This is a genomic window from Streptomyces hypolithicus (assembly GCF_052934925.1).
This window is the reverse complement of record NZ_CM128811.1, coordinates 2,284,783-2,303,683: the sequence shown is the minus strand read 5'-3', so window position 1 is coordinate 2,303,683 and position 18,901 is coordinate 2,284,783. Positions and strand designations below refer to the sequence as shown.

Sequence of the window (18,901 nt, the reverse complement as noted above, 5' to 3'; positions counted from 1 at the left end):
TTCCGACCACCGCCCCGAGTAGGCGGGACCGGGCCCGGGAAGACCGCACTGCACGGCATCGACCCGTGTGCCGCAGTGACGAGGCCTGGAGGACGAGATGACCCCCGTCGGTACGAGCGGAGCCCACGCGGGGCCCGACGTGGGCGAGCGCCCGCGCGGTCTGCGGCTGCCCGGGATCGTGCTGGGGGTGGGCCTCGGCGGTTTCGCCGACGGCATCGCCCTGCACCAGCTGCTCCAGTGGCACCACATGCTGACCAGTACCGATCACGACCGGATCGGGGTGAAGTACTACCCGGCCGACACCGTCTCCGGGCTGGAGATGAACACGGTCTGGGACGGCGTGTTCCACACGGTCTGCTGGCTGGCCGTCCTGGCGGGCCTCGGCATCCTCTACTCCCGCGTGACCCACCACAGGCGCCGGGTGTGGACCTCGCGGGTGCTGTGGGGCTGGATCCTGGTCGGCTGGGGGCTGTTCAACCTGGTCGAGGGGGTCCTGGACCACCACATCATGGGCATTCACCACGTCTACGCGGGACCGCAGCAGCTCTGGTGGGACCTGGGCTTCCTCCTGCTCGGCGCCGCACTCGTCGCCGTCGGCCTGCTGCTCCAGCGGGGCGGACGCCCCTTCGACCCCCAGGGTGACACCTCCCGGCGACCCGCCCCGCGCGGCGCATGACGGAGCACCCGGAGCACCACCCCGACGACGGCACCCCCGTCGGTGTCCTGCTGCCCGCGGCCGCACTCGCCGTGACGGGCGCCTGTTACCTGCTGCTCGCCGCCCGTGCGCGTCGCCGCAACCCCCGGGCCGGCTGGAGCTGGTGGCGTACGGGCTTCTTCCTGGCCGGGATCGCTCTCCTCGCCCTCGCGCTGCTGCCGCCCGTGGCCCCGTACGCGCACGGCGACTTCCGCGGGCACATGCTCCAGCACTTGCTGATCGGCATGTACGCGCCGCTCGCCCTGGTGCTCGGCGCGCCGGTCACCCTCCTGCTGCGCACCCTTCCCGCCCGCCGCGCCCGAAGGTTCTCGCGCGCCCTGCGGAGCCGGCCGCTGCGCCCGCTCGCCCATCCCGTCACCGCGCTGGCGCTGAGCGTCGGCAGCCTCGGCGTCCTCTACCTCACGCCGCTCTACGACGCCCTGGCCGCCCAGCCGGGTGCGCACTGGCCGCTGCACGCGCACTTCCTGCTCTCGGGCTGTCTGTTCGCCTGGGCCGTCGCCGGGCCCGACCCCGCGCCGGCCCGGCCGGGTGTGGTGCCCCGGCTGGTCGTCCTCGGTGTCGCGATCGCCGCGCACGCCACGATCTCGCAGCTCATGTACGGCGGATTCCTCATCGACGTAACGGCACCCGTGGCCGAGGTCCAGGGCGGCGCGGAGATCATGTACTACGGCGGTGACATCGCCGAACTCCTGCTCGCCGTCGCCCTGGTCGCCACCTGGCGCCCCGCCGCCGCGGCCCGCGGGCCGCGCCGGCCCGCCGCTACGGCTGCCGCGCCGGCTGTCCCAGCAGCATCGTCGGGGCGCCCGCGACACGGGTGAGGAAGACCGTCGCCGACGCCCGGCCGGAGAGCTTCATGCGGCGGCGCAGCTCCTCCGGCTCCACCGCCGACCCCCGCTTCTTCACCGTCAGGACCCCGACCCCCCGCTCGCGCAGCAGCGCCTTCAGCCGCTTGAGGCTGAACGGCAGGACGTCGCTGATCTCGTACGCAGTCGCGTACGGCGTCGGGCGCAGCTCGTCCGCCGTGACGTACGCGATCGTCTCGTCGATCAGCCGCCCGCCCACCTGCTGCGCCACTTCGGCCACCAGGTGCGAGCGGATGACGGCGCCGTCCGGCTCGTAGAGGTAGCGGCCCACCGGGCCGGGCTCCGGATCCGGCAGGCCGGTGCCGAGGACGGTGTGCGGGCCGGGCAGCAGGGTGGCGCGGACGGCACCGGGCGTCGTACCGAACCACAGCACCGCCTCCTTCACGTCGCCGCCGTCCGAGATCCACTCGGCCTCCGCGTCGTCGGGGACCGCCTCGTGCGGGACGCCAGGCGCGATCTTGAGGGCGGCGTGAGCGGACGTACGGGCGGCCTCGATCGCCCAGGACAGCGGCGGCGAGTACGCCTCCGGGTCGAAGATCCGGCCCCGGCCGCCGCGCCGGGCCGGGTCGACGAACACCGCGTCGTAGGGGGACGTGTCGACGTCCGAGACGTCGGCGCACCGGACCTCGATCAGAGCGGACAGGCCGAGCGCGGCGGCGTTCGCGCGGGCCGTCTCCGCGGTGAGCGGGTCGCGGTCGACGGCCAGGACGGAGATCCCGGCGCGGGCCAGCGCGATCGCGTCGCCCCCGATGCCGCAGCACAGGTCGGCCACACTCCGTACGCCCAGCGCCGCGAAGCGCTCGCCGCGGTACGCCGCCACCGAGGTCCGGGTGGCCTGCTCGACGCCGTGGGGCGTGAAGAACATCCGGTACGCGTCCTCGGCGCCGAACTTCGCCACCGCCCGCTGCCGCAGCCTGGCCTGCCCGAGCGCCGCCGAGACCAGGGCCGCCGGATGGTCACGGCGCAGCCGGGTCGCGGTGGCCAGCTCGTCGGCGGGGTCGTGGTCGCGGAGCGCGGTCAGCAGGGCGAGGCCGTCGTCGGTGCGCAGGGCGGCGAAGGACGCCAGGGCGTCGGGGGATGCCGGGGCGTCGGGGGCGTCAGCGTCGGGGGCGTCAGGGGCGTCTAGACCGTTCACCCGGTCAATTGTGGGCCAGGCGAGGGACCGGGAGCGCACGGTCGCGGTGTCTGCCCGGCGCAGGCGCCGGGCGCTGACAGGATCCAGCGCCATGCAACTAGTACGACAAAAGGAAGAAATGATTCGGGGGAGGGGGCGGCCTGTACGTGTGGTGCTGGCCGTGCTTCTCGCCGCCGCGATCGGGTCCGGCTGCGCCGCCGAGGGCACCGGCCCGCCGGGGCGCGACGGGCAGGCCGCCCCGCCCGCGCCCGCCCCCGGCCAGCCGCAGGAGTACCAGGCCGGTCCGGCCCGTTCCCTGGCGGTGTACGCGGAGCGGCTCCGGAGCGCACAGACCGCGCGCGTCGCCGCCGCCAAGCGGTGGGGGCTGGTGCAGACACCGCTCGTCGCGCCCGCGCCGCCGAAGGTGAAGCCGAAGATCACCACCCGCAAGGGCTTCGAGGCCGGCCCCGGGCTGCCGCCGGTCTTCACCACCGTGCCCGTCAAGGAACGGGTCGTCTTCCTGACGATGGACGACGGCGCGGAGAAGGACCCGGCGCTGCTGCGGATGATGACCGAGCTGGGCATCCCCTACAGCGCGTTCCTCAGCGACTACGTGGTCCGCGACAACTACGCCTACTTCGAGAGCATGCAGGCGCGCGGCGTCGCGCTGCACAACCACACCCTCAACCACCGCTACATGCCCGGCCTTTCCTACACCCGGCAGAAGCGCGAGATCTGCGGCATGCAGGACATCATCGAGAAGCGGTACGGCAAACGCCCCCGGCTCTTCCGGCCGCCGTACGGCAACTACAACGCCGACACCCTGCGCGCCGCCCAGTCGTGCGGTGTGACGGCCGTGCCACTGTGGGCGTCCGAGGCGTTCCCGGACCGCATGGAGTGGCGGGAGTGGGACCGCGACCTGCATCCCGGCGACATCATCCTCACCCATTTCCGCGGGCGCGGGGACTGGACGGGATCCATGCCGGACATGATCCGGCGGGTCATGAAGACGATCACCGGCAAGGGGTACGCCGTGGCCAAGCTGGAGGACTATCTGTGAGGCGTGCGCACCGGCTGCTGGCCGGGCTGCTGGCGGCCGGCGCGGTGGGGCTGACCGGGTGCGCGCAGTCCGTGGAACCGATCGAGCGGCTGGGGCGCAAGGCGGTACGCAGTGTGGCCCCGGCGGGCGGCCTCCCGAGCGCGCCCGCAGTGCCCGGCGCTCCCGGCGCGCCCGCAGTGCCCGGCGCTCCCCGTGTGACGGCCCCCGCCCCCGGTGTGACGGCCCCCGCACCGGCCCCCGCCCCCGCCGGGGCGTACGCGCGCTGGGGCCTGGCCGCGCCGCCCCTTCCGGCGCCGGCGCCTCCCGTACGTAAACCCGCGCGGGGTCTCGTCGTGGACCGCGTACCGACCCGCGACAAGGTCGTCTTCCTCACCTTCGACGACGGGGCCGAGCGCGACCCCGCCTTCGTGCGCATGGTCGACGAACTGAAGCTGCCGATCAGCATGTTCCTCACCGACAGCCTCGCCTCGCCCGGCTACGACCACTTCGACCGGCTGCGCCGGGCCGCCGGCGGCCGCAGCGCGGTGCAGAACCACACCGTCAGCCACGCCTACCTGCCCAGCCTCCCTTACGCCGGCCAGCGCGCCCAGATCTGCGGCCAGCAGGACCGCCTGGAGGCCCGCTTCGGCGCCCGGCCCCGGCTCTTCCGGCCGCCGTACGGTGCGTACGACAACCAGACGCTGCGGGCCGCGGGGGACTGCGAGGCCGACGCGGTGGTGCTGTGGGGCGCCACGATGCGGATCGACGGCCTGCGGTACGTCGAGGGCGACCGGCTGCGCCCCGGCGACATCGTGCGGGCGCACTTTCGCGGACCCCGGGAGCCGGCGGGGGAGACGATCACCGAGATGACGTCGCGCCTGCTGCGCCGCGTCCAGGAGCAGGGCTTCGCGGTCGCGCGGCTGGACGACTACCTCTGAGGTGCCGAACGTCTTGGCCGTACGCCACCCGTTCGGCCGCGCAGAATTGGCACTCCGCTTGACCGAGTGCTAACCGCGTCATAGTGTCGGCGTTGGCACTCTCCACTGGTGAGTGCCAACAGTGCGACTGGCAGGTCCGGCTCCCGCGACGACGGATCCACCTGGCGCCACCCCAACATCAGTTAACCCCGTGAGATCTCCGAAGGGGGAGACCGGACCGTGACGACCACCAGCTCCAAGGTTGCCATCAAGCCGCTCGAGGACCGCATTGTGGTCCAGCCGCTCGACGCCGAGCAGACCACGGCCTCTGGCCTGGTCATTCCGGACACCGCCAAGGAGAAGCCCCAGGAGGGCGTCGTCCTGGCCGTGGGCCCGGGCCGCTTCGAGAACGGTGAGCGCCTGCCGCTCGACGTATCCGTCGGCAATGTCGTGCTCTACAGCAAGTACGGCGGCACCGAGGTGAAGTACAGCGGCGAGGAGTACCTCGTCCTCTCGGCTCGCGACGTGCTCGCGATCATCGAGAAGTAGTTCGCCCGAAGTTTGTATTGATCTGCGCCCCTGGCCCCCTGCGATTGCCGGGCGGCCCGGGGCGCATTTCGTTTGAGAGGACAGAGAAGCTCCATGGCGAAGATTCTGAAGTTCGACGAGGACGCCCGTCGCGCCCTCGAGCGCGGCGTCAACAAGCTTGCCGACACGGTCAAGGTGACGATCGGCCCCAAGGGCCGCAACGTCGTCATCGACAAGAAGTTCGGTGCCCCCACCATCACCAACGACGGCGTCACGATCGCGCGTGAGGTCGAGCTCGACGACCCGTACGAGAACCTGGGCGCGCAGCTGGTGAAGGAGGTGGCGACCAAGACCAACGACATCGCGGGTGACGGCACCACCACCGCCACCGTGCTGGCCCAGGCGCTGGTCCGCGAGGGTCTGCGCAACGTCGCCGCGGGCGCCTCCCCGGCCGCCCTGAAGAAGGGCATCGACGCCGCGGTCAAGGCTGTCTCCGAGGAGCTCCTCGCGACGGCCCGCCCGATCGAAGACAAGTCCGACATCGCCGCCGTGGCCGGGCTCTCCGCCCAGGACCCGCAGGTCGGCGAGCTCATCGCCGAGGCGATGGACAAGGTCGGCAAGGACGGTGTCATCACCGTCGAGGAGTCCAACACCTTCGGCCTGGAGCTGGAATTCACCGAGGGCATGGCCTTCGACAAGGGCTACCTGTCGCCGTACATGGTGACCGACCAGGAGCGTATGGAGGCCGTCCTCGACGACCCGTACATCCTGATCCACCAGGGCAAGATCGGCTCGATCCAGGACATGCTCCCCCTCCTGGAGAAGGTCATCCAGGCGGGTGGCTCCAAGCCGCTGCTGATCATCGCCGAGGACGTCGAGGGCGAGGCCCTGTCGACCCTGGTCGTCAACAAGATCCGTGGCACGTTCAACGCGGTGGCCGTCAAGGCCCCCGGCTTCGGTGACCGCCGCAAGGCCATGCTCGGCGACATCGCCACCCTCACGGGTGCGACCGTCATCGCCGAGGAGGTCGGCCTCAAGCTCGACCAGGCCGGTCTTGACGTGCTGGGCTCCGCCCGCCGCGTGACCGTCACCAAGGACGACACCACCATCGTCGACGGCGGCGGCGACTCCGCCGAGGTCGTCGGCCGCGTCAACCAGATCAAGGCCGAGATCGAGTCCACGGACTCCGACTGGGACCGCGAGAAGCTCCAGGAGCGCCTCGCGAAGCTGGCTGGCGGCGTGTGCGTGATCAAGGTCGGCGCCGCCACCGAGGTGGAGCTGAAGGAGAAGAAGCACCGTCTGGAGGACGCTATCTCCGCGACCCGCGCCGCGGTCGAGGAGGGCATCGTCTCCGGTGGTGGCTCCGCTCTGGTGCACGCCGCCAAGGTCCTTGAGGGCAACCTCGGCAAGACCGGCGACGAGGCCACGGGTGTCGCGGTCGTGCGCCGCGCCGTCGTCGAGCCGCTGCGCTGGATCGCCGAGAACGCCGGCCTGGAGGGCTACGTCATCACCGCCAAGGTGAGCGAGCTCGACAAGGGTCACGGCTTCAACGCCGCGACGGGCGAGTACGGCGACCTGGTCAAGGCCGGCGTCCTGGACCCGGTCAAGGTCACCCGCTCCGCGCTGGAGAACGCCGCGTCCATCGCGTCGCTGCTGCTCACGACCGAGACCCTGGTCGTCGAGAAGCCGGCCGATGACGAGGCGGCCGCCGGTCACGGCGGCCACGGCCACTCCCACTGACGCTTCGTCACGTCAGTACGTACGATGCCCGGCGCCCCCTCGGGGGTGCCGGGCATCGGCGTTTCAGCGGCCCTGTGCGCGCTCGTGCTCACGTGCTCTCGTGCTCTCGTGCTCTCGTGGGCTCGCGCGCTCGTGTGCTCAGGCCGAGTGGTGCAGGGCCGTCGGATGGACCGGATCCGCGAAGGGCAGCCCTGCGGCGTACCGCTCCAGCTCGTCCAGGCACTGATCCGCCATGCGGTGCAGCTCGTCGCCGAGGGAGCCCGCGATGTGCGGCGTCAGGAGGACGTTCGGCAGCTCGTACAGCGGCGAGTCCAGGGGCGGGATCTCGGGGTCCGTCACATCGAGTACGGCGTTCAGGCGGCCGGAGACGAGCTCCGGCAGCAGCGCGCTCTCGTCGACGAGGGAGCCCCGGGCGGTGTTGACCAGGGTCGCCCCGGCAGGCATCGCGGCCAGCTGGCGGGCGCCGATCAGGTGGTGGGTCGCGGGGAGCTGCGGGGCGTGCACCGACACGACCGAGCTCCGCGCGCACAGCTCGTCCAGGGACGCGAGCCCGACGCCGAGCGCGGCCGCTTCCGGCGCCGTGACGTAGGGGTCGTACAGCAGGACGTCCAGGTCGAAGGGGCCGAGCAGGCCGATGACCCGGCGGCCGATGCGGGAGGCGCCGATAATGCCCACGGTACGCCGGTGGTTGCCGGCGCCGTGGAGTTCGCTGTGCCAGTCGTGGTCGGTGCGCAGGGCGCGGTAGCGGGCGGCGGTGTGCAGGACGCGTTTACCGGCGAAGAGAATCGCGGCGAGCGTGTACTCCGCCACCGGCAGGGCGTTGGCCGCGGCGGCCGAGGTCACCGCGATTCCGCGGTCCCAGCAGGCCTGCGTGATGTGGTGCTTGACGGAGCCCGCCGCGTGCACGACCGCGCGCAGGTGAGGGGCGGCGTCGAGGACGTCGGCGGTGAGGGGGGTGGCGCCCCAGCAGGTGAACAGCACCTCGGCCTCGGCCAGGGCCGCTGCCACGGGCGGCCCGGGGGCGGTGAGGTCGTGTGCGACCAGGTAGGGGTCGGTGCGGGCGAGTTCGGCGAGGCGGGCGCGGTGGCGGCCGGTGAGCAGACGATCGGCGACGCCCGGCGCCATGGCGAGGAGGAGCGCGGGGCGGCGCGCGCGGCGATTGTCAGTGGTGTGGTGCATGGGGGAACGCATGGAGAACTCGGCACCCTCTTGGGTCACTTGACGCCTCCGGCGGTGCGGCCGTCCTTCCGGTGCCGCTGGAGGGAGACGGCCGGGTCACCCAGCGCCGCGACGTCCGCCGCCCCGGCCGTGCGGACGGCCAGGGCGGTCGCGGCGCCGACTACGACATGGGACGTTCTGTTCCAACTGCGGCTCACGGCAGGGCTCCTGAACAGGCGGCGACGTTGCGTTGGCCGTGATCCTTGAACCAGCCATGACCGAAGTCAAGAGCGAAATCGCCGAACTGGGCGAACGGCCCGCCGTCCCGCTGCGTCTGGACCCGGACGGCCAGGAGGACCGACAGCGCCGCTACTGAGGCCCGTACTTGCGGCCCGTCCTGGACGTGAGCCCGCCGAGCAGGCCGCGTGGCGCGAGCTTCACCGCGCCCATCAGCACCTTGTACCGCGGGTCCGGAACCGACAGCGTCTTCCCCCGCGCCAGGTCACCCATGGCCGCCGCCACCAGCTTGTCCGCGTCCAGCCACATCCACCCCGGGATGTTGTCCGTCCCCATCCCGGCCCGCTCGTGGAACTCCGTCCGTACGAACCCGGGGCACAGCGCCATCAGCCGCACCCCGCTGCCCGCGAGGTCCCGCGCCGCGCCCTGCGTGAACTGCACGACCCACGCCTTGGAGGCGCCGTACGTCCCACGCGGTACGAACGCCGCGACCGACGCCACGTTCACGACGCCGCCGCGCCCCCGCTCCTTCATGCCCGCGGTGGCCGCCGCCGTGAGCCGCAGAACGGCCTCGCAGTGCACCTTCAGCATCGTCAGCTCGTCGGCCATGGACACCTCCAGGAAGCGCCCCTTGTTGCCGAACCCGGCGTTGTTCACCAGCAGGTCCACCGGGTGTCTGACGTCCCCGAGCCGCGCCTCCACGGCCGCGATGCCCACCTCCTGGGACAGATCGGCCGTCAGCACCTCCGCCTCGATGCCGTGCAGGTCGTGGAGTTCCGTCGCCTGCTCGTGCAGCCGCTTGGTGTCGCGCGCCACCAGCACCAGGTTGTGCCCGTCTGTGGCGAGGCGCCGCGCGAAGGCGGCGCCGATGCCTGCTGTCGCTCCAGTAATCAGTGCAGTCGTCATATGCGGCACGTTAGTGCCCCGCGTGGACCGCCCCGCCGTCAGGCTTCCCGGCCCGTTGCTCCTTTCTCGACTCCTTCTCGACTCCTTGTCGACGACCAGCCCCCTCGTCCTCTCCACCCCCCGGCGTCCCAAAGCCGCTTCGCGCAAATCGCCGTTCAGCCCAAGCCTCGCTTATGCTTCAAGGGTGATCGAAGCCCGTCATCTCCGTGTCCTGCGCGCCGTGGCCGCCACCGGTTCGTTCTCCGCCGCCGCACGCGAACTCGGCTGCACCCAGCCCGCCGTCAGCCAGCAGATGAAGGCCCTGGAACTGTCGGCCGGCACACCGCTGCTCATCCGTACCGGCCGCGAAATGCGCCTCACCCAGGCCGGCGAGGCCCTGGTCCGGCACGCCGTGGGCATCCTCTCCGGGCTCACCGCCGCCGAGGAGGAGATCGCCGCCATCGCCGGACTGCGCGCCGGGCGGGTGCGCCTGGTGTCCTTTCCCAGCGGCAGCTCCACCCTGGTGCCCACAGCGCTGGCCGCCCTGCGCGCCGCCCACCCCGGCACCCGGGTGTCGCTGGTCGACGCCGAGCCCCCGCGCTCGGTCGAGATGCTGCGCGAGGGCGACTGCGACGTGGCCCTGGCCTTCCGCTACGGCCCCGGCGGCAGCACCGAGGACTGGAGCGATCTCGTCGTACGCCCGCTGCTCAGTGACCGCCTGGTCGCCCTGGTCCCCGAGAGCCACCGGCTCGCCGGGGCGGGGCAGGTCGGCATCGGGGAACTGGCCGACGAGCCGTGGATCGCGGGCTGCCCGCGCTGCCGGAGGCAACTGGTCGAGGTGTGCGAGAGTGCGGGCTTCGCGCCCCGGATCGATTTCGCGACCGACGACTACCCGGCCGTGATCGGCCTGGTCGGGGCCGGCCTCGGGGTCGCGGTCCTGCCTGGCCTGGCCATGGAGTCCGTACGTCCGAAGGGTGCGTGCACCGTGCCGCTGGAGCCCGCGGTGCGGCGCGAGATCGTGGCCCTGACGCTGCCCGACCTGGCTCAGGTCCCGGCGGTGGCGGCCACGCTCGACCAGCTCGCACTGGCCGCCGCGCGCTGAGCCGCAGGAGCGGGGGGAGTGAGGCGGCGGGGGAGCGGGGCGGCGGGGGGAGCGGCGTGGGAGGCGGGAGTCGTGGGAGCCGACGGGGCTGCCTGAATGCAGAAACGTTTCCTTTCAGGGGGCCGGTGGGGCCGGGGGCCCCGACGAGGCCGAGATGAGGCGGTTGCGCGCGCGGCCCATCAGCTCTTCGCGCTCGTCCTCTGTCAGCCCGCCCCACACTCCGTAGGGCTCACGCACCGCAAGCGCGTGAGCCGCGCACTCCGCGCGTACCGGGCACCTCATGCAGACCTCCTTAGCCGAGTTCTCGCGCGCGCTCCGTGCCGCGCCCCGCTCACCCTCCGGGTGGAAGAAGAGCGAGCTGTCCACCCCGCGGCAGGCTGCGAGGAGCTGCCAGTCCCACAGATCGGCGTTGGGTCCGGGAAGGCGGGAGAAATCTGCCATTGCTTGTCCCCTTGCATCGATTGCATCGAGAGTGGCGACTGGACCGTGAGGCGGCATCCACTTGTGTAAGTAGATGTAAATATGACTCATTGCGAATCTAGCCACAGACACCAGCAAAACGGAAGAAAAGCCGCTAAATGGGGCATAGCTTTACCTACCTGACATGGCACCCTGGGATGCGCTTCTCTGCAACCGGACGCTTACATAGAGTGCCGAACCCATCGCGCGGACCCGTAACTCTTTCGAGTGACCGTCGTTGAGAGTGCGAGGCGGTTGAAGGAATAAGCGATCGGGCATCTGTCCGAGAGCGTCAATCGCACAGGTGACGAAATATGTACCAGCCTGGAGGCTCAAGGTGACGCGCATCAGCTGCGGAGGGCGGCCATGACATCCGTCCTCGTCTGCGACGACTCCCCGCTTGCCCGAGAGGCGCTCCGCCGCGCGGTCGCGACCGTGCCCGGCGTCGAGCGTGTGACGACAGCGGCCAACGGTGAGGAAGTCCTCCGCCGCTGGGGCGCCGACCGCTCGGACCTGATTCTGATGGACGTACGCATGCCCGGACTGGGCGGCGTCGAGACCGTGCGCAGGCTGCTCTCGGCCGATCCGGGCGCCCGGATCATCATGCTCACGGTCGCCGAGGACCTCGACGGCGTCGCGCTCGCGGTCGCCGCCGGCGCCCGCGGCTACCTGCACAAGGACGCCTCGCGCGCCGAGCTGCGGGCGACCGTGACCCAGGCGCTCGCCGACCCGACCTGGCGGCTCGCCCCGCGCCGGCTCAGGTCGGCGGAGATGGGTGCGGCGCCGACGCTCACTGCGCGTGAGATCCAGGTGCTGGAGGGCATGAGTCACGGCCGCTCCAACGCGGAGATCGGCCGTGAGCTGTTCCTCTCCGAGGACACGGTCAAGACCCATGCCCGGCGGCTCTTCAAGAAGCTCGGCGCCTCGGACCGGGCGCACGCGGTCGCGCTCGGATTCCGCTGGGGCCTGGTCCGATAGGAGCTGTCCGGTGCTCCGCCGTGCGGGTGCCACACACCCCGTCCGCCGCCGGGCGGACGGGGTGACGCACGCCTGTGCCGCGTTCCGCCGCCGATGCCGCATCCTTGAGGGGTGGAGTTCCTCAGGGAGGATTCGGTCGAGCGGGAGGGGAGGGCTCAGGAGATGACCTCCGGCGTACCTGCCCGCAACGCTTCGGTGCACAACTACGGACGGAGCGGCGCGGACGATTCCGGGCCGAGGCTCGACGGCTCGACGGGGCCGGGGCGGGACGACGAGACGACGCTGATCGGTGCCCTCGTCCGCCGTGCGGTCGATGGGGACACGCAGGCCACCCACGACCTGCTCGCCCGAGTGCACCCGCTGGCCCTGCGCTACTGCCGCACCCGGCTGAGCCGGCTCCCCGGTGACGCCCGCCACTTCGTGGAGGACCTCGCACAGGAAGTCTGCGTCGCCGTCCTGATGGCGCTGCCCCGCTACAAGGACACCGGCAGGCCCTTCGAAGCCTTCGTCTTCGCCATCGCCGCCCACAAGGTCGCCGACCTCCAGCGCGCCGCCATGCGCTACCCCGGCTCGACCGCCGTGCCGTCCGACGAGATGCCCGAGCGGCCCGACGACTCACTCGGCCCCGAGGAGCGCGCCCTGCTCAGCAGCGACGCCGAGTGGGCCAAGAAACTTCTGGCCAATCTTCCGCAGGCCCAGCGCGAGCTGCTGGTGCTCCGGGTCGCCGTCGGACTCACCGCCGAGGAGACCGGGCAGATGCTCGGCATGTCCCCCGGCGCGGTCCGGGTCGCGCAGCATCGCGCGCTCAGCCGGCTGCGCGCCCTCGCCGGGCAGTGACCCGGCCGCGGACAGCCCCGGGCGCGGGCCGAGCCGTGTGAACGTATGAACGTACGAACCCAGCCGGTGATCTTGCTCGTGGAATTTGACACCTCGGGTTCCCGTTAGCATGGACATCCGCGCCGAGCAAGACCATTTGGGAAGGTGTCATGACTGCCAACGTCGATGGAGTGCCCGAGAAGTTCGCGATGCTCGGGCTGACCTACGACGACGTGCTGCTGCTTCCCGGCGCGTCGGACATGGCCCCCGATCAGATCGACACCTCCTCGTACATCTCGAGGAACGTCCGGGTGAACGTACCCCTGCTGTCCGCCGCGATGGACAAGGTCACCGAGGCGCGCATGGCCATCGCCATGGCCCGCCAGGGCGGCGTCGGCGTGCTGCACCGCAACCTCTCGATCGCCGGCCAGGCCAACCAGGTCGACCTCGTCAAACGCTCCGAGTCCGGCATGGTCACCGACCCGATCACCGTGCGCCCGGACACCACGCTGGGCGAGGCCGACGAGCTGTGCGCCAAGTTCCGCATCAGCGGCGTGCCGGTGACCGACCAGGCGGGCAAGCTGCTCGGCATCGTCACCAACCGCGACATGGCCTTCGAGACGGACCGCGCCCGCCAGGTGCGCGAGATCATGACACCGATGCCGCTGGTCACGGGCAAGGTCGGTATCTCCCGCGTCGACGCGGTCGAGCTGCTGCGCCGCCACAAGATCGAGAAGCTTCCGCTGGTCGACGACGCGGGCATGATCAAGGGCCTCATCACGGTCAAGGACTTCGTCAAGGCCGAGAAGTACCCGAACGCGGCAAAGGACGCCGAGGGCCGGCTGCTCGTCGGCGCCGCAGTGGGCGTCGCCGGTGACGCGTACGAGCGCGCCCAGGCACTCATCGAGGCGGGCGTCGACTTCATCGTCGTCGACACCGCCCACGGTCACTCGAGGCTCGTCGGCGACATGGTCTCCAAGATCAAGTCGAACGCCGCCGGAGTCGACGTCATCGGCGGCAACGTCGCCACCCGCGACGGCGCCCAGGCGCTCATCGACGCCGGCTGCGACGGCATCAAGGTCGGCGTCGGCCCCGGCTCCATCTGCACCACCCGGGTCGTCGCCGGCATCGGCGTCCCGCAGGTCACCGCGATCTACGAGGCGTCGCTCGCCGCGAAGGCGGCCGGCGTGCCGGTCATCGGCGACGGCGGCCTCCAGTACAGCGGCGACATCGCGAAGGCACTCGTCGCTGGCGCGGACACCGTGATGCTCGGCTCGCTGCTCGCGGGCTGCGAGGAGTCGCCGGGCGAGCTGCTGTTCATCAACGGCAAGCAGTTCAAGTCGTACCGCGGCATGGGCTCGCTGGGCGCCATGCAGTCCCGCGGCCAGGCCAAGTCGTACTCCAAGGACCGGTACTTCCAGGAGGGTGTCGGCGCCGACGACAAGCTCGTGCCCGAGGGCATTGAGGGACAGGTGCCCTACCGCGGCCCGTTGTCCGCCGTCGTGCACCAGCTCGCCGGCGGTCTGCGCCAGTCGATGTTCTACGTCGGCGGACGCACCATCGCGGAGCTTCAGCAGAACGGCCGGTTCGTCCGGATCACCTCGGCGGGCCTCAAGGAGAGCCACCCGCACGACATCCAGATGACGGTCGAGGCGCCGAACTACAGCAGGAAGTAACAGCGGGAATAACAGACACATCGCGCGCAGGGGCGGCCCCGGACCTTTCCCGGAGCCGCCCCTGCGCCGTGTGTCGGGGATACTGGCACGGCACACCAAGAGGGAAAGGCCACACACGTGACTGAGATCGAGATCGGGCGCGGCAAGCGCGGCCGCAGGGCGTACGCGTTCGACGACATCGCCATCGTGCCGAGCCGGCGCACCCGGGACCCGAAGGAGGTCTCGATCGCCTGGCAGATCGACGCCTATCGTTTCGAGCTGCCCTTCCTGGCCGCTCCGATGGACTCCGTCGTCTCGCCGCAGACCGCCATCCGTATCGGCGAGCTGGGCGGCCTGGGCGTACTGAACCTCGAAGGCCTGTGGACGCGGTACGAGGACCCGGAGCCGCTGCTCCAGGAGATCGCCGAACTCGACAACGACGCCGCCACCCGCCGCCTCCAGGAGATCTACGCCGCCCCCATCCAGGCGGACCTGATCGGGCAGCGCATCAAGGAGGTGCGCGACTCGGGTGTCGTCACCGCCGCCGCGCTGTCGCCGCAGCGTACGGCCGAGTTCTCCAAGGCCGTCGTGGACGCCGGTGTCGACATCTTCGTGATCCGCGGTACGACCGTCTCCGCCGAGCACGTGTCGGGCGCCGCCGAACCGCTGAACCTCAAGCAGTTCATCTACGAGCTCGATGTGCCCGTCATCGTCGGCGGCTGCGCCACGTACACCGCCGCGCTGCACCTGATGCGTACGGGCGCGGCCGGTGTCCTCGTCGGCTTCGGCGGCGGCGCCGCGCACACCACGCGCAACGTGCTGGGCATCCAGGTCCCGATGGCGACCGCGGTCGCCGATGTGGCCGCCGCCCGCCGCGACTACATGGACGAGTCCGGCGGCCGGTACGTGCACGTCATCGCGGACGGCGGCGTGGGCTGGTCCGGCGACATCCCGAAGGCCGTCGCCTGCGGCGCGGACGCCGTGATGATGGGCTCCCCGCTTGCGCGCGCGACGGACGCGCCGGGCCGTGGACACCACTGGGGCATGGAGGCCGTCCACGAGGACGTGCCGCGCGGAAAGCGGATGGACCTGGGCGCGGTCGGCACGACGGAGGAAATCCTCCTCGGCCCGTCGCACACCCCGGACGGCTCGATGAACCTCTTCGGCGCCCTGCGCCGCTCGATGGCGACGACGGGCTACAGCGAGCTGAAGGAGTTCCAGCGCGTCGAGGTTACGGTCTCCCCGTCCGAGCACAAGCGCTGACCGCCACTCCTGCTGCTGGCCGCCTCTGGTCGCCTCCGGGCGCTCAGAGGCGGTGCGTGGCGCCCGTCGGGGATGCGCCCCGGGTGTCGAGGAGCAACTGGGCCTTGACCGCGAGGGCCTGGAGGTCGTACGTGCGGTGGTTCTGCAGCAGGACCGTCAGGTCGGCGTTGGCGGCCGCCTCGTAGAGCGAGTCGACGCGCGGCACCGGCGCGTCGCGCACCCGCCAGGCGGGGACGTGCGGGTCGTGGTAGCCGACCTGGGCGCCCAGGTCCATCAGCCGGCCGGCGATCTCCTCGGCGGGGGAGCCCTGCTGGTCGGCCAGGTCCGGCTTGTACGTGACACCGAGGAGCAGGACGCGGGCGCCCCGGGCCGATTTGCCGTGCTCGTTGAGGAGCGTGGCGCAGCGCTGGATGACGTACTGCGGCATGCGCCCGTTGATCTCCTGGGCCAGGCCGACCATACGCAGCGGATGCCCCGGGGTGCGGCCGCTGTGCGGGACGTGGGCGGGGTCGACGGGTACGCCGTGGCCGCCGACCCCCGGGCCTGGCCGGAACGCCTGGAAGCCGAACGGTTTGGTCTCGGCGCAGCGGATGACGTCCCAGAGGTCGACACCGAGGTCGTGGCAGAGCACGGCCATCTCGTTGACCAGTGCGATGTTCACATGGCGGTAGTTGGTTTCGAGTACGCCGACGGTCTCGGCCTCGCGTGGTCCGCGGGCCCGGACCACCTTGTCGGTGAGGCGCGCGTAGAACGCGGCGGCCGACTCGGTGCAGGCGGGGGTGAGGCCGCCGATGACCTGCGGGGTGTGGGCGTAATCGTGGCCCCGGCTGCCGGGGTCCACCCGGCTGGGGGAGTAGGCGAGGTGGAAGTCGCGGCCGGCCCGAAGGCCGGAGCCCTCTTCGAGGATGGGGCGCAGGAATTCTTCGGTGGTGCCGGGGTACGCGGCGGATTCGAGCAGCACCGTGGTGTGCGGGCGCAGTTGCGCGGCCAGGGCCCTGGCCGCGTCGCCGACGCCGCTCAGGTCGAGCGTACGGTCGGCGCCGAGCGGGGTGGGGGCACAGATGACCGCAGTACGGACCCGGCCCAGTTCGGCGGGGGCGGTGGCGGTGCGGAAGCCTCGGGCAAGCATGCGGCGCAGGTCGGCGGCGGTGAGCGAGCCGTCACCGCCGGGGACGCGCCCGGCGCCGAGGTCCGCCAGGCGGCGCGGGTCGGGGTCGTGGCCGATGGTGGTGATGCCGGCGGCGACGGCGGCCTGGGCGAGGGGCAGGCCCAGGTGACCGAGTCCGATGACGGCGAGATCTGCGGGCATGGCGGTGGGCCGTCCTTCCCAATAGCCGGAGGGGAAGCAGAGCGCAAGCCCTGTGGACAGTTCGGGCGAGCACAATGTCAGACTAAGCGTAAATATGACCGTTGTGCGGCATTGGGCGAGGCTGTGACGCGGGAGTGTTGTCCACAGGCGGTGGCTGAAGTCGGGGCGCGCGGACACAATCGTGGGGGTGGGCTTGTGATCCCCGGGTCCAGATCCGCCTGAGAACCACCCGATGTACGTGAGACGCCCGATGCACCTGAGACGCCCGATGCACCTGAGAACCACCCGATCCACCCGATCCACAACGGGAGGCAGCAGTGAGGACAGCGACACTGGGACCCGCCGAGCGCGCCGAGGCGCTCGCGGCGATGGCCGAGCGTGAACTGGACGTGCTCGTCGTGGGCGCCGGAGTGGTCGGTGCGGGGACGGCCCTCGACGCCGTCACGCGCGGGCTCGCGACCGGGCTGGTGGAGGCGAGGGACTGGGCCTCGGGCACGTCGAGCCGGTCGAGCAAGCTGATCCACGGCGGACTGCGCTACCTGGAGATGCTCGACTTCGCGCTCGTACGGGAGGCGCTGAAGGAGCGTGGGCTGCTGCTGGAGCGGCTGGCGCCGCATCTGGTGAAGCCGGTGCCGTTCCTCTACCCGCTCCAGCACAAGGGGTGGGAGCGTTTCTACGCCGGATCCGGTGTGGCGCTCTACGACGCGATGTCGGTGTCCTCCGGGCACGGGCGCGGCCTGCCCCTGCACCGCCACCTCACCCGCAAGCGGGCCCTGCGCATCGCGCCCGCGCTGAAGAAGGACGCGCTGGTCGGCGCGTTGCAGTACTACGACGCCCAGGTGGACGACGCCCGGCACGTGACGGAGCTGGTGCGTACGGCCTCGCAGTACGGCGCCCACGTCGCCAACCGGGCCAGGGTGATCGGCTTCCTGCGCGAGGGCGAGCGGGTCGTGGGGGCGCGGGTACGGGATATCGAGGGCGGCGGGGAGTACGAGGTACGCGCCAAGCAGGTCGTCAACGCCACCGGGGTGTGGACGGACGACACGCAGGGGCTGATCGCCGAGCGCGGCCAGTTCCATGTGCGGGCGTCCAAGGGCATCCATCTGGTGGTGCCCAAGGACCGCATCCATTCGAGTACGGGCCTGATCCTGCGCACCGAGAAGTCCGTGCTGTTCGTCATTCCCTGGGGACGGCACTGGATCGTCGGCACGACCGACACCGACTGGGACCTGGACAAGGCCCATCCGGCGGCGTCCAGCGCGGACATCGACTACCTGCTGGAGCATGTGAACTCGGTGCTGGCGGTGCCGTTGACGCGCGACGACGTGCAGGGCGTGTACGCCGGCCTGCGGCCGCTGCTGGCCGGGGAGTCCGACGCCACCAGCAAGCTCTCCCGCGAGCACACGGTGGCGCATCCGGTGCCGGGGCTCGTCGTTGTGGCCGGCGGCAAGTACACGACGTACCGCGTGATGGCGAAGGACGCCGTGGACGAGGCGGTGCACGGGCTCGACCAGCGGGTGGCCGAGTGCGTCACGGAGGACGTGCCGCTCGCCGGGGCCGTGGGATACCGGGCGCTGTGGAACGCGCGGGCCCGGATCGCCGCACGCACGGGACTTCATGTGGCGCGTATCGAACACCTGTTGAACCGGTACGGCGCGCTGTCCGAGGAAGTCCTCGACCTGATCGCCGAAGACGCGTCCCTGGGGGAGCCGCTGGGCGCCGCCGACGACTACCTGCGGGCCGAGGTGGTGTACGCCGCCTCGCACGAGGGGGCGCGCCACCTCGACGACGTACTCACGCGGCGTACGCGCATCTCCATCGAGACCTTCGACCGGGGAGCGCACAGCGCGCGGGAGTGCGCGGAACTGATGGCCCCGGTGCTCGGCTGGGGCAAGGACCAGATCGAGAGGGAGGTCGAGCACTACAAGAAGCGGGTTGAGGCCGAACGGGAGTCACAGCGCCAGCCCGACGACCTGACGGCCGACGCGGCCCGGCTGGGGGCGCCGGACATCGCGCCGCCGCAGTGACTGCGCACGGGGACTTCGAACTCCTTTCTACCGCTCGCAGGTTGGGAGAAGTCCCTCCCGCACTGCTGTGACCTGGGCGGGGTCCATTTTGTCCGT

18 protein-coding genes are annotated in these 18,901 nt (G+C 71.4%); 12 read left to right on the top strand and 6 right to left on the bottom strand.

The window, feature by feature from the left end; genetic code table 11:
* The first annotated feature begins 97 nt into the window (after positions 1-97).
* Positions 98-676: a DUF2243 domain-containing protein gene (locus ACU6WZ_RS10595; RefSeq protein ID WP_447032901.1), complete on the top strand. Its 579-nt coding sequence runs from the start codon at positions 98-100 to the stop codon at positions 674-676.
* Positions 673-1,533, top strand: a complete 861-nt coding sequence (locus ACU6WZ_RS10590) for a cytochrome c oxidase assembly protein (protein ID WP_447032899.1) — start codon at positions 673-675, stop codon at positions 1,531-1,533. Before ACU6WZ_RS10595 ends, ACU6WZ_RS10590 begins: the two co-directional genes overlap by 4 nt.
* Here ACU6WZ_RS10590 and ACU6WZ_RS10585 read toward each other — a convergent pair.
* Positions 1,475-2,722 carry a class I SAM-dependent methyltransferase gene (locus ACU6WZ_RS10585; RefSeq protein WP_447033984.1) on the bottom strand — a complete coding sequence of 416 codons (1,248 nt, stop codon included), beginning with the start codon at positions 2,720-2,722 and terminating at the stop codon, positions 1,475-1,477. The two genes, ACU6WZ_RS10590 and ACU6WZ_RS10585, sit on opposite strands and share 59 nt — an antisense overlap.
* Before the next feature lie 82 nt (positions 2,723-2,804).
* Here ACU6WZ_RS10585 and ACU6WZ_RS10580 point away from each other — a divergent pair, with 82 nt between their 5' ends.
* The 4 genes from ACU6WZ_RS10580 (at position 2,805) to groL (ending at position 6,916) form a co-directional block, all read left to right on the top strand.
* Positions 2,805-3,752, top strand: a complete 948-nt coding sequence (locus tag ACU6WZ_RS10580; protein WP_447032897.1) for a polysaccharide deacetylase family protein — start codon at positions 2,805-2,807, stop codon at positions 3,750-3,752.
* Positions 3,749-4,669 (top strand): polysaccharide deacetylase family protein, encoded by a 921-nt coding sequence (locus ACU6WZ_RS10575; RefSeq protein WP_447032896.1) that lies wholly within the window; start codon positions 3,749-3,751, stop codon positions 4,667-4,669. Before ACU6WZ_RS10580 ends, ACU6WZ_RS10575 begins: the two co-directional genes overlap by 4 nt.
* Positions 4,670-4,888: 219 nt before the next feature.
* Positions 4,889-5,197 carry a co-chaperone GroES gene (gene groES, locus ACU6WZ_RS10570; protein ID WP_447032895.1) on the top strand — a complete coding sequence of 103 codons (309 nt, stop codon included), beginning with the start codon at positions 4,889-4,891 and terminating at the stop codon, positions 5,195-5,197.
* Between the two features lie 93 nt (positions 5,198-5,290).
* Positions 5,291-6,916, top strand: coding sequence for a chaperonin GroEL (groL, locus tag ACU6WZ_RS10565; protein ID WP_447032894.1), 1,626 nt, complete (start codon positions 5,291-5,293; stop codon positions 6,914-6,916).
* 138 nt (positions 6,917-7,054) lie between these two features.
* Here groL and ACU6WZ_RS10560 read toward each other — a convergent pair whose 3' ends face one another.
* The 3 genes from ACU6WZ_RS10560 to ACU6WZ_RS10550 form a co-directional block, all read right to left on the bottom strand.
* On the bottom strand, positions 7,055-8,095 hold the full coding sequence (locus ACU6WZ_RS10560) for a hydroxyacid dehydrogenase (RefSeq protein WP_447033982.1): 1,041 nt from the start codon (positions 8,093-8,095) through the stop codon (positions 7,055-7,057).
* A gap of 35 nt (positions 8,096-8,130) precedes the next feature.
* Positions 8,131-8,292, bottom strand: a complete 162-nt coding sequence (locus tag ACU6WZ_RS10555; RefSeq protein ID WP_447032892.1) for a hypothetical protein — start codon at positions 8,290-8,292, stop codon at positions 8,131-8,133.
* Between the two features lie 151 nt (positions 8,293-8,443).
* Positions 8,444-9,217 (bottom strand): SDR family NAD(P)-dependent oxidoreductase, encoded by a 774-nt coding sequence (locus tag ACU6WZ_RS10550; protein ID WP_447032890.1) that lies wholly within the window; start codon positions 9,215-9,217, stop codon positions 8,444-8,446.
* A 184-nt stretch (positions 9,218-9,401) separates the two neighbouring features.
* On the opposite strand from ACU6WZ_RS10550, the gene ACU6WZ_RS10545 reads away from it, so the two are divergent.
* Positions 9,402-10,298 carry a LysR family transcriptional regulator gene (locus ACU6WZ_RS10545; RefSeq protein ID WP_447032888.1) on the top strand — a complete coding sequence of 299 codons (897 nt, stop codon included), beginning with the start codon at positions 9,402-9,404 and terminating at the stop codon, positions 10,296-10,298.
* Between the two features lie 114 nt (positions 10,299-10,412).
* Here ACU6WZ_RS10545 and ACU6WZ_RS10540 read toward each other — a convergent pair whose 3' ends face one another.
* Complete coding sequence (locus ACU6WZ_RS10540; protein ID WP_447032887.1) at positions 10,413-10,739, bottom strand: WhiB family transcriptional regulator; 327 nt, start codon at positions 10,737-10,739, stop codon at positions 10,413-10,415.
* 384 nt (positions 10,740-11,123) lie between these two features.
* Between ACU6WZ_RS10540 and ACU6WZ_RS10535 the strand changes: the two genes are divergently transcribed.
* From ACU6WZ_RS10535 to ACU6WZ_RS10520, 4 genes are all read left to right on the top strand, one after another.
* Entirely contained in the window at positions 11,124-11,735 is a 612-nt protein-coding gene (locus ACU6WZ_RS10535; protein WP_003948568.1) for a response regulator transcription factor, read from the top strand.
* 111 nt (positions 11,736-11,846) lie between these two features.
* The gene (locus tag ACU6WZ_RS10530) at positions 11,847-12,572 is read left to right on the top strand and encodes a sigma-70 family RNA polymerase sigma factor (RefSeq protein WP_447032886.1); all 726 of its coding nucleotides are present in this window, start codon (positions 11,847-11,849) and stop codon (positions 12,570-12,572) included.
* Positions 12,573-12,721: 149 nt separating this feature from the next.
* Complete coding sequence (guaB, locus tag ACU6WZ_RS10525) at positions 12,722-14,227, top strand: IMP dehydrogenase (protein ID WP_447032884.1); 1,506 nt, start codon at positions 12,722-12,724, stop codon at positions 14,225-14,227.
* A gap of 117 nt (positions 14,228-14,344) precedes the next feature.
* Positions 14,345-15,469, top strand: a complete 1,125-nt coding sequence (locus ACU6WZ_RS10520) for a GuaB3 family IMP dehydrogenase-related protein (RefSeq protein ID WP_447032883.1) — start codon at positions 14,345-14,347, stop codon at positions 15,467-15,469.
* Between the two features lie 43 nt (positions 15,470-15,512).
* Here ACU6WZ_RS10520 and ACU6WZ_RS10515 read toward each other — a convergent pair whose 3' ends face one another.
* Positions 15,513-16,778 (bottom strand): nucleotide sugar dehydrogenase, encoded by a 1,266-nt coding sequence (locus ACU6WZ_RS10515; protein ID WP_447032882.1) that lies wholly within the window; start codon positions 16,776-16,778, stop codon positions 15,513-15,515.
* Positions 16,779-17,095: 317 nt separating this feature from the next.
* Here ACU6WZ_RS10515 and ACU6WZ_RS10510 point away from each other — a divergent pair, with 317 nt between their 5' ends.
* On the top strand, positions 17,096-18,805 hold the full coding sequence (locus tag ACU6WZ_RS10510; RefSeq protein WP_447032881.1) for a glycerol-3-phosphate dehydrogenase/oxidase: 1,710 nt from the start codon (positions 17,096-17,098) through the stop codon (positions 18,803-18,805).
* Positions 18,806-18,901: the final 96 nt, after the last annotated feature.

What these genes read in the sequence shown, in the direction of transcription:
- ACU6WZ_RS10515 (WP_447032882.1), bottom strand. Translation starts at nt 16,778, where the DNA reads ATGCCCGCAGATCTCGCCGTCATCGGACTCGGTCACCTGGGCCTGCCC.
- ACU6WZ_RS10580 (WP_447032897.1), top strand. Translation starts at nt 2,805, where the DNA reads ATGCAACTAGTACGACAAAAGGAAGAAATGATTCGGGGGAGGGGGCGG.
- guaB (WP_447032884.1), top strand. Translation starts at nt 12,722, where the DNA reads ATGACTGCCAACGTCGATGGAGTGCCCGAGAAGTTCGCGATGCTCGGG.
- ACU6WZ_RS10550 (WP_447032890.1), bottom strand. Translation starts at nt 9,217, where the DNA reads ATGACGACTGCACTGATTACTGGAGCGACAGCAGGCATCGGCGCCGCC.
- ACU6WZ_RS10590 (WP_447032899.1), top strand. Translation starts at nt 673, where the DNA reads ATGACGGAGCACCCGGAGCACCACCCCGACGACGGCACCCCCGTCGGT.
- ACU6WZ_RS10560 (WP_447033982.1), bottom strand. Translation starts at nt 8,095, where the DNA reads ATGCACCACACCACTGACAATCGCCGCGCGCGCCGCCCCGCGCTCCTC.
- ACU6WZ_RS10595 (WP_447032901.1), top strand. Translation starts at nt 98, where the DNA reads ATGACCCCCGTCGGTACGAGCGGAGCCCACGCGGGGCCCGACGTGGGC.
- ACU6WZ_RS10540 (WP_447032887.1), bottom strand. Translation starts at nt 10,739, where the DNA reads ATGGCAGATTTCTCCCGCCTTCCCGGACCCAACGCCGATCTGTGGGAC.
- ACU6WZ_RS10535 (WP_003948568.1), top strand. Translation starts at nt 11,124, where the DNA reads ATGACATCCGTCCTCGTCTGCGACGACTCCCCGCTTGCCCGAGAGGCG.
- groL (WP_447032894.1), top strand. Translation starts at nt 5,291, where the DNA reads ATGGCGAAGATTCTGAAGTTCGACGAGGACGCCCGTCGCGCCCTCGAG.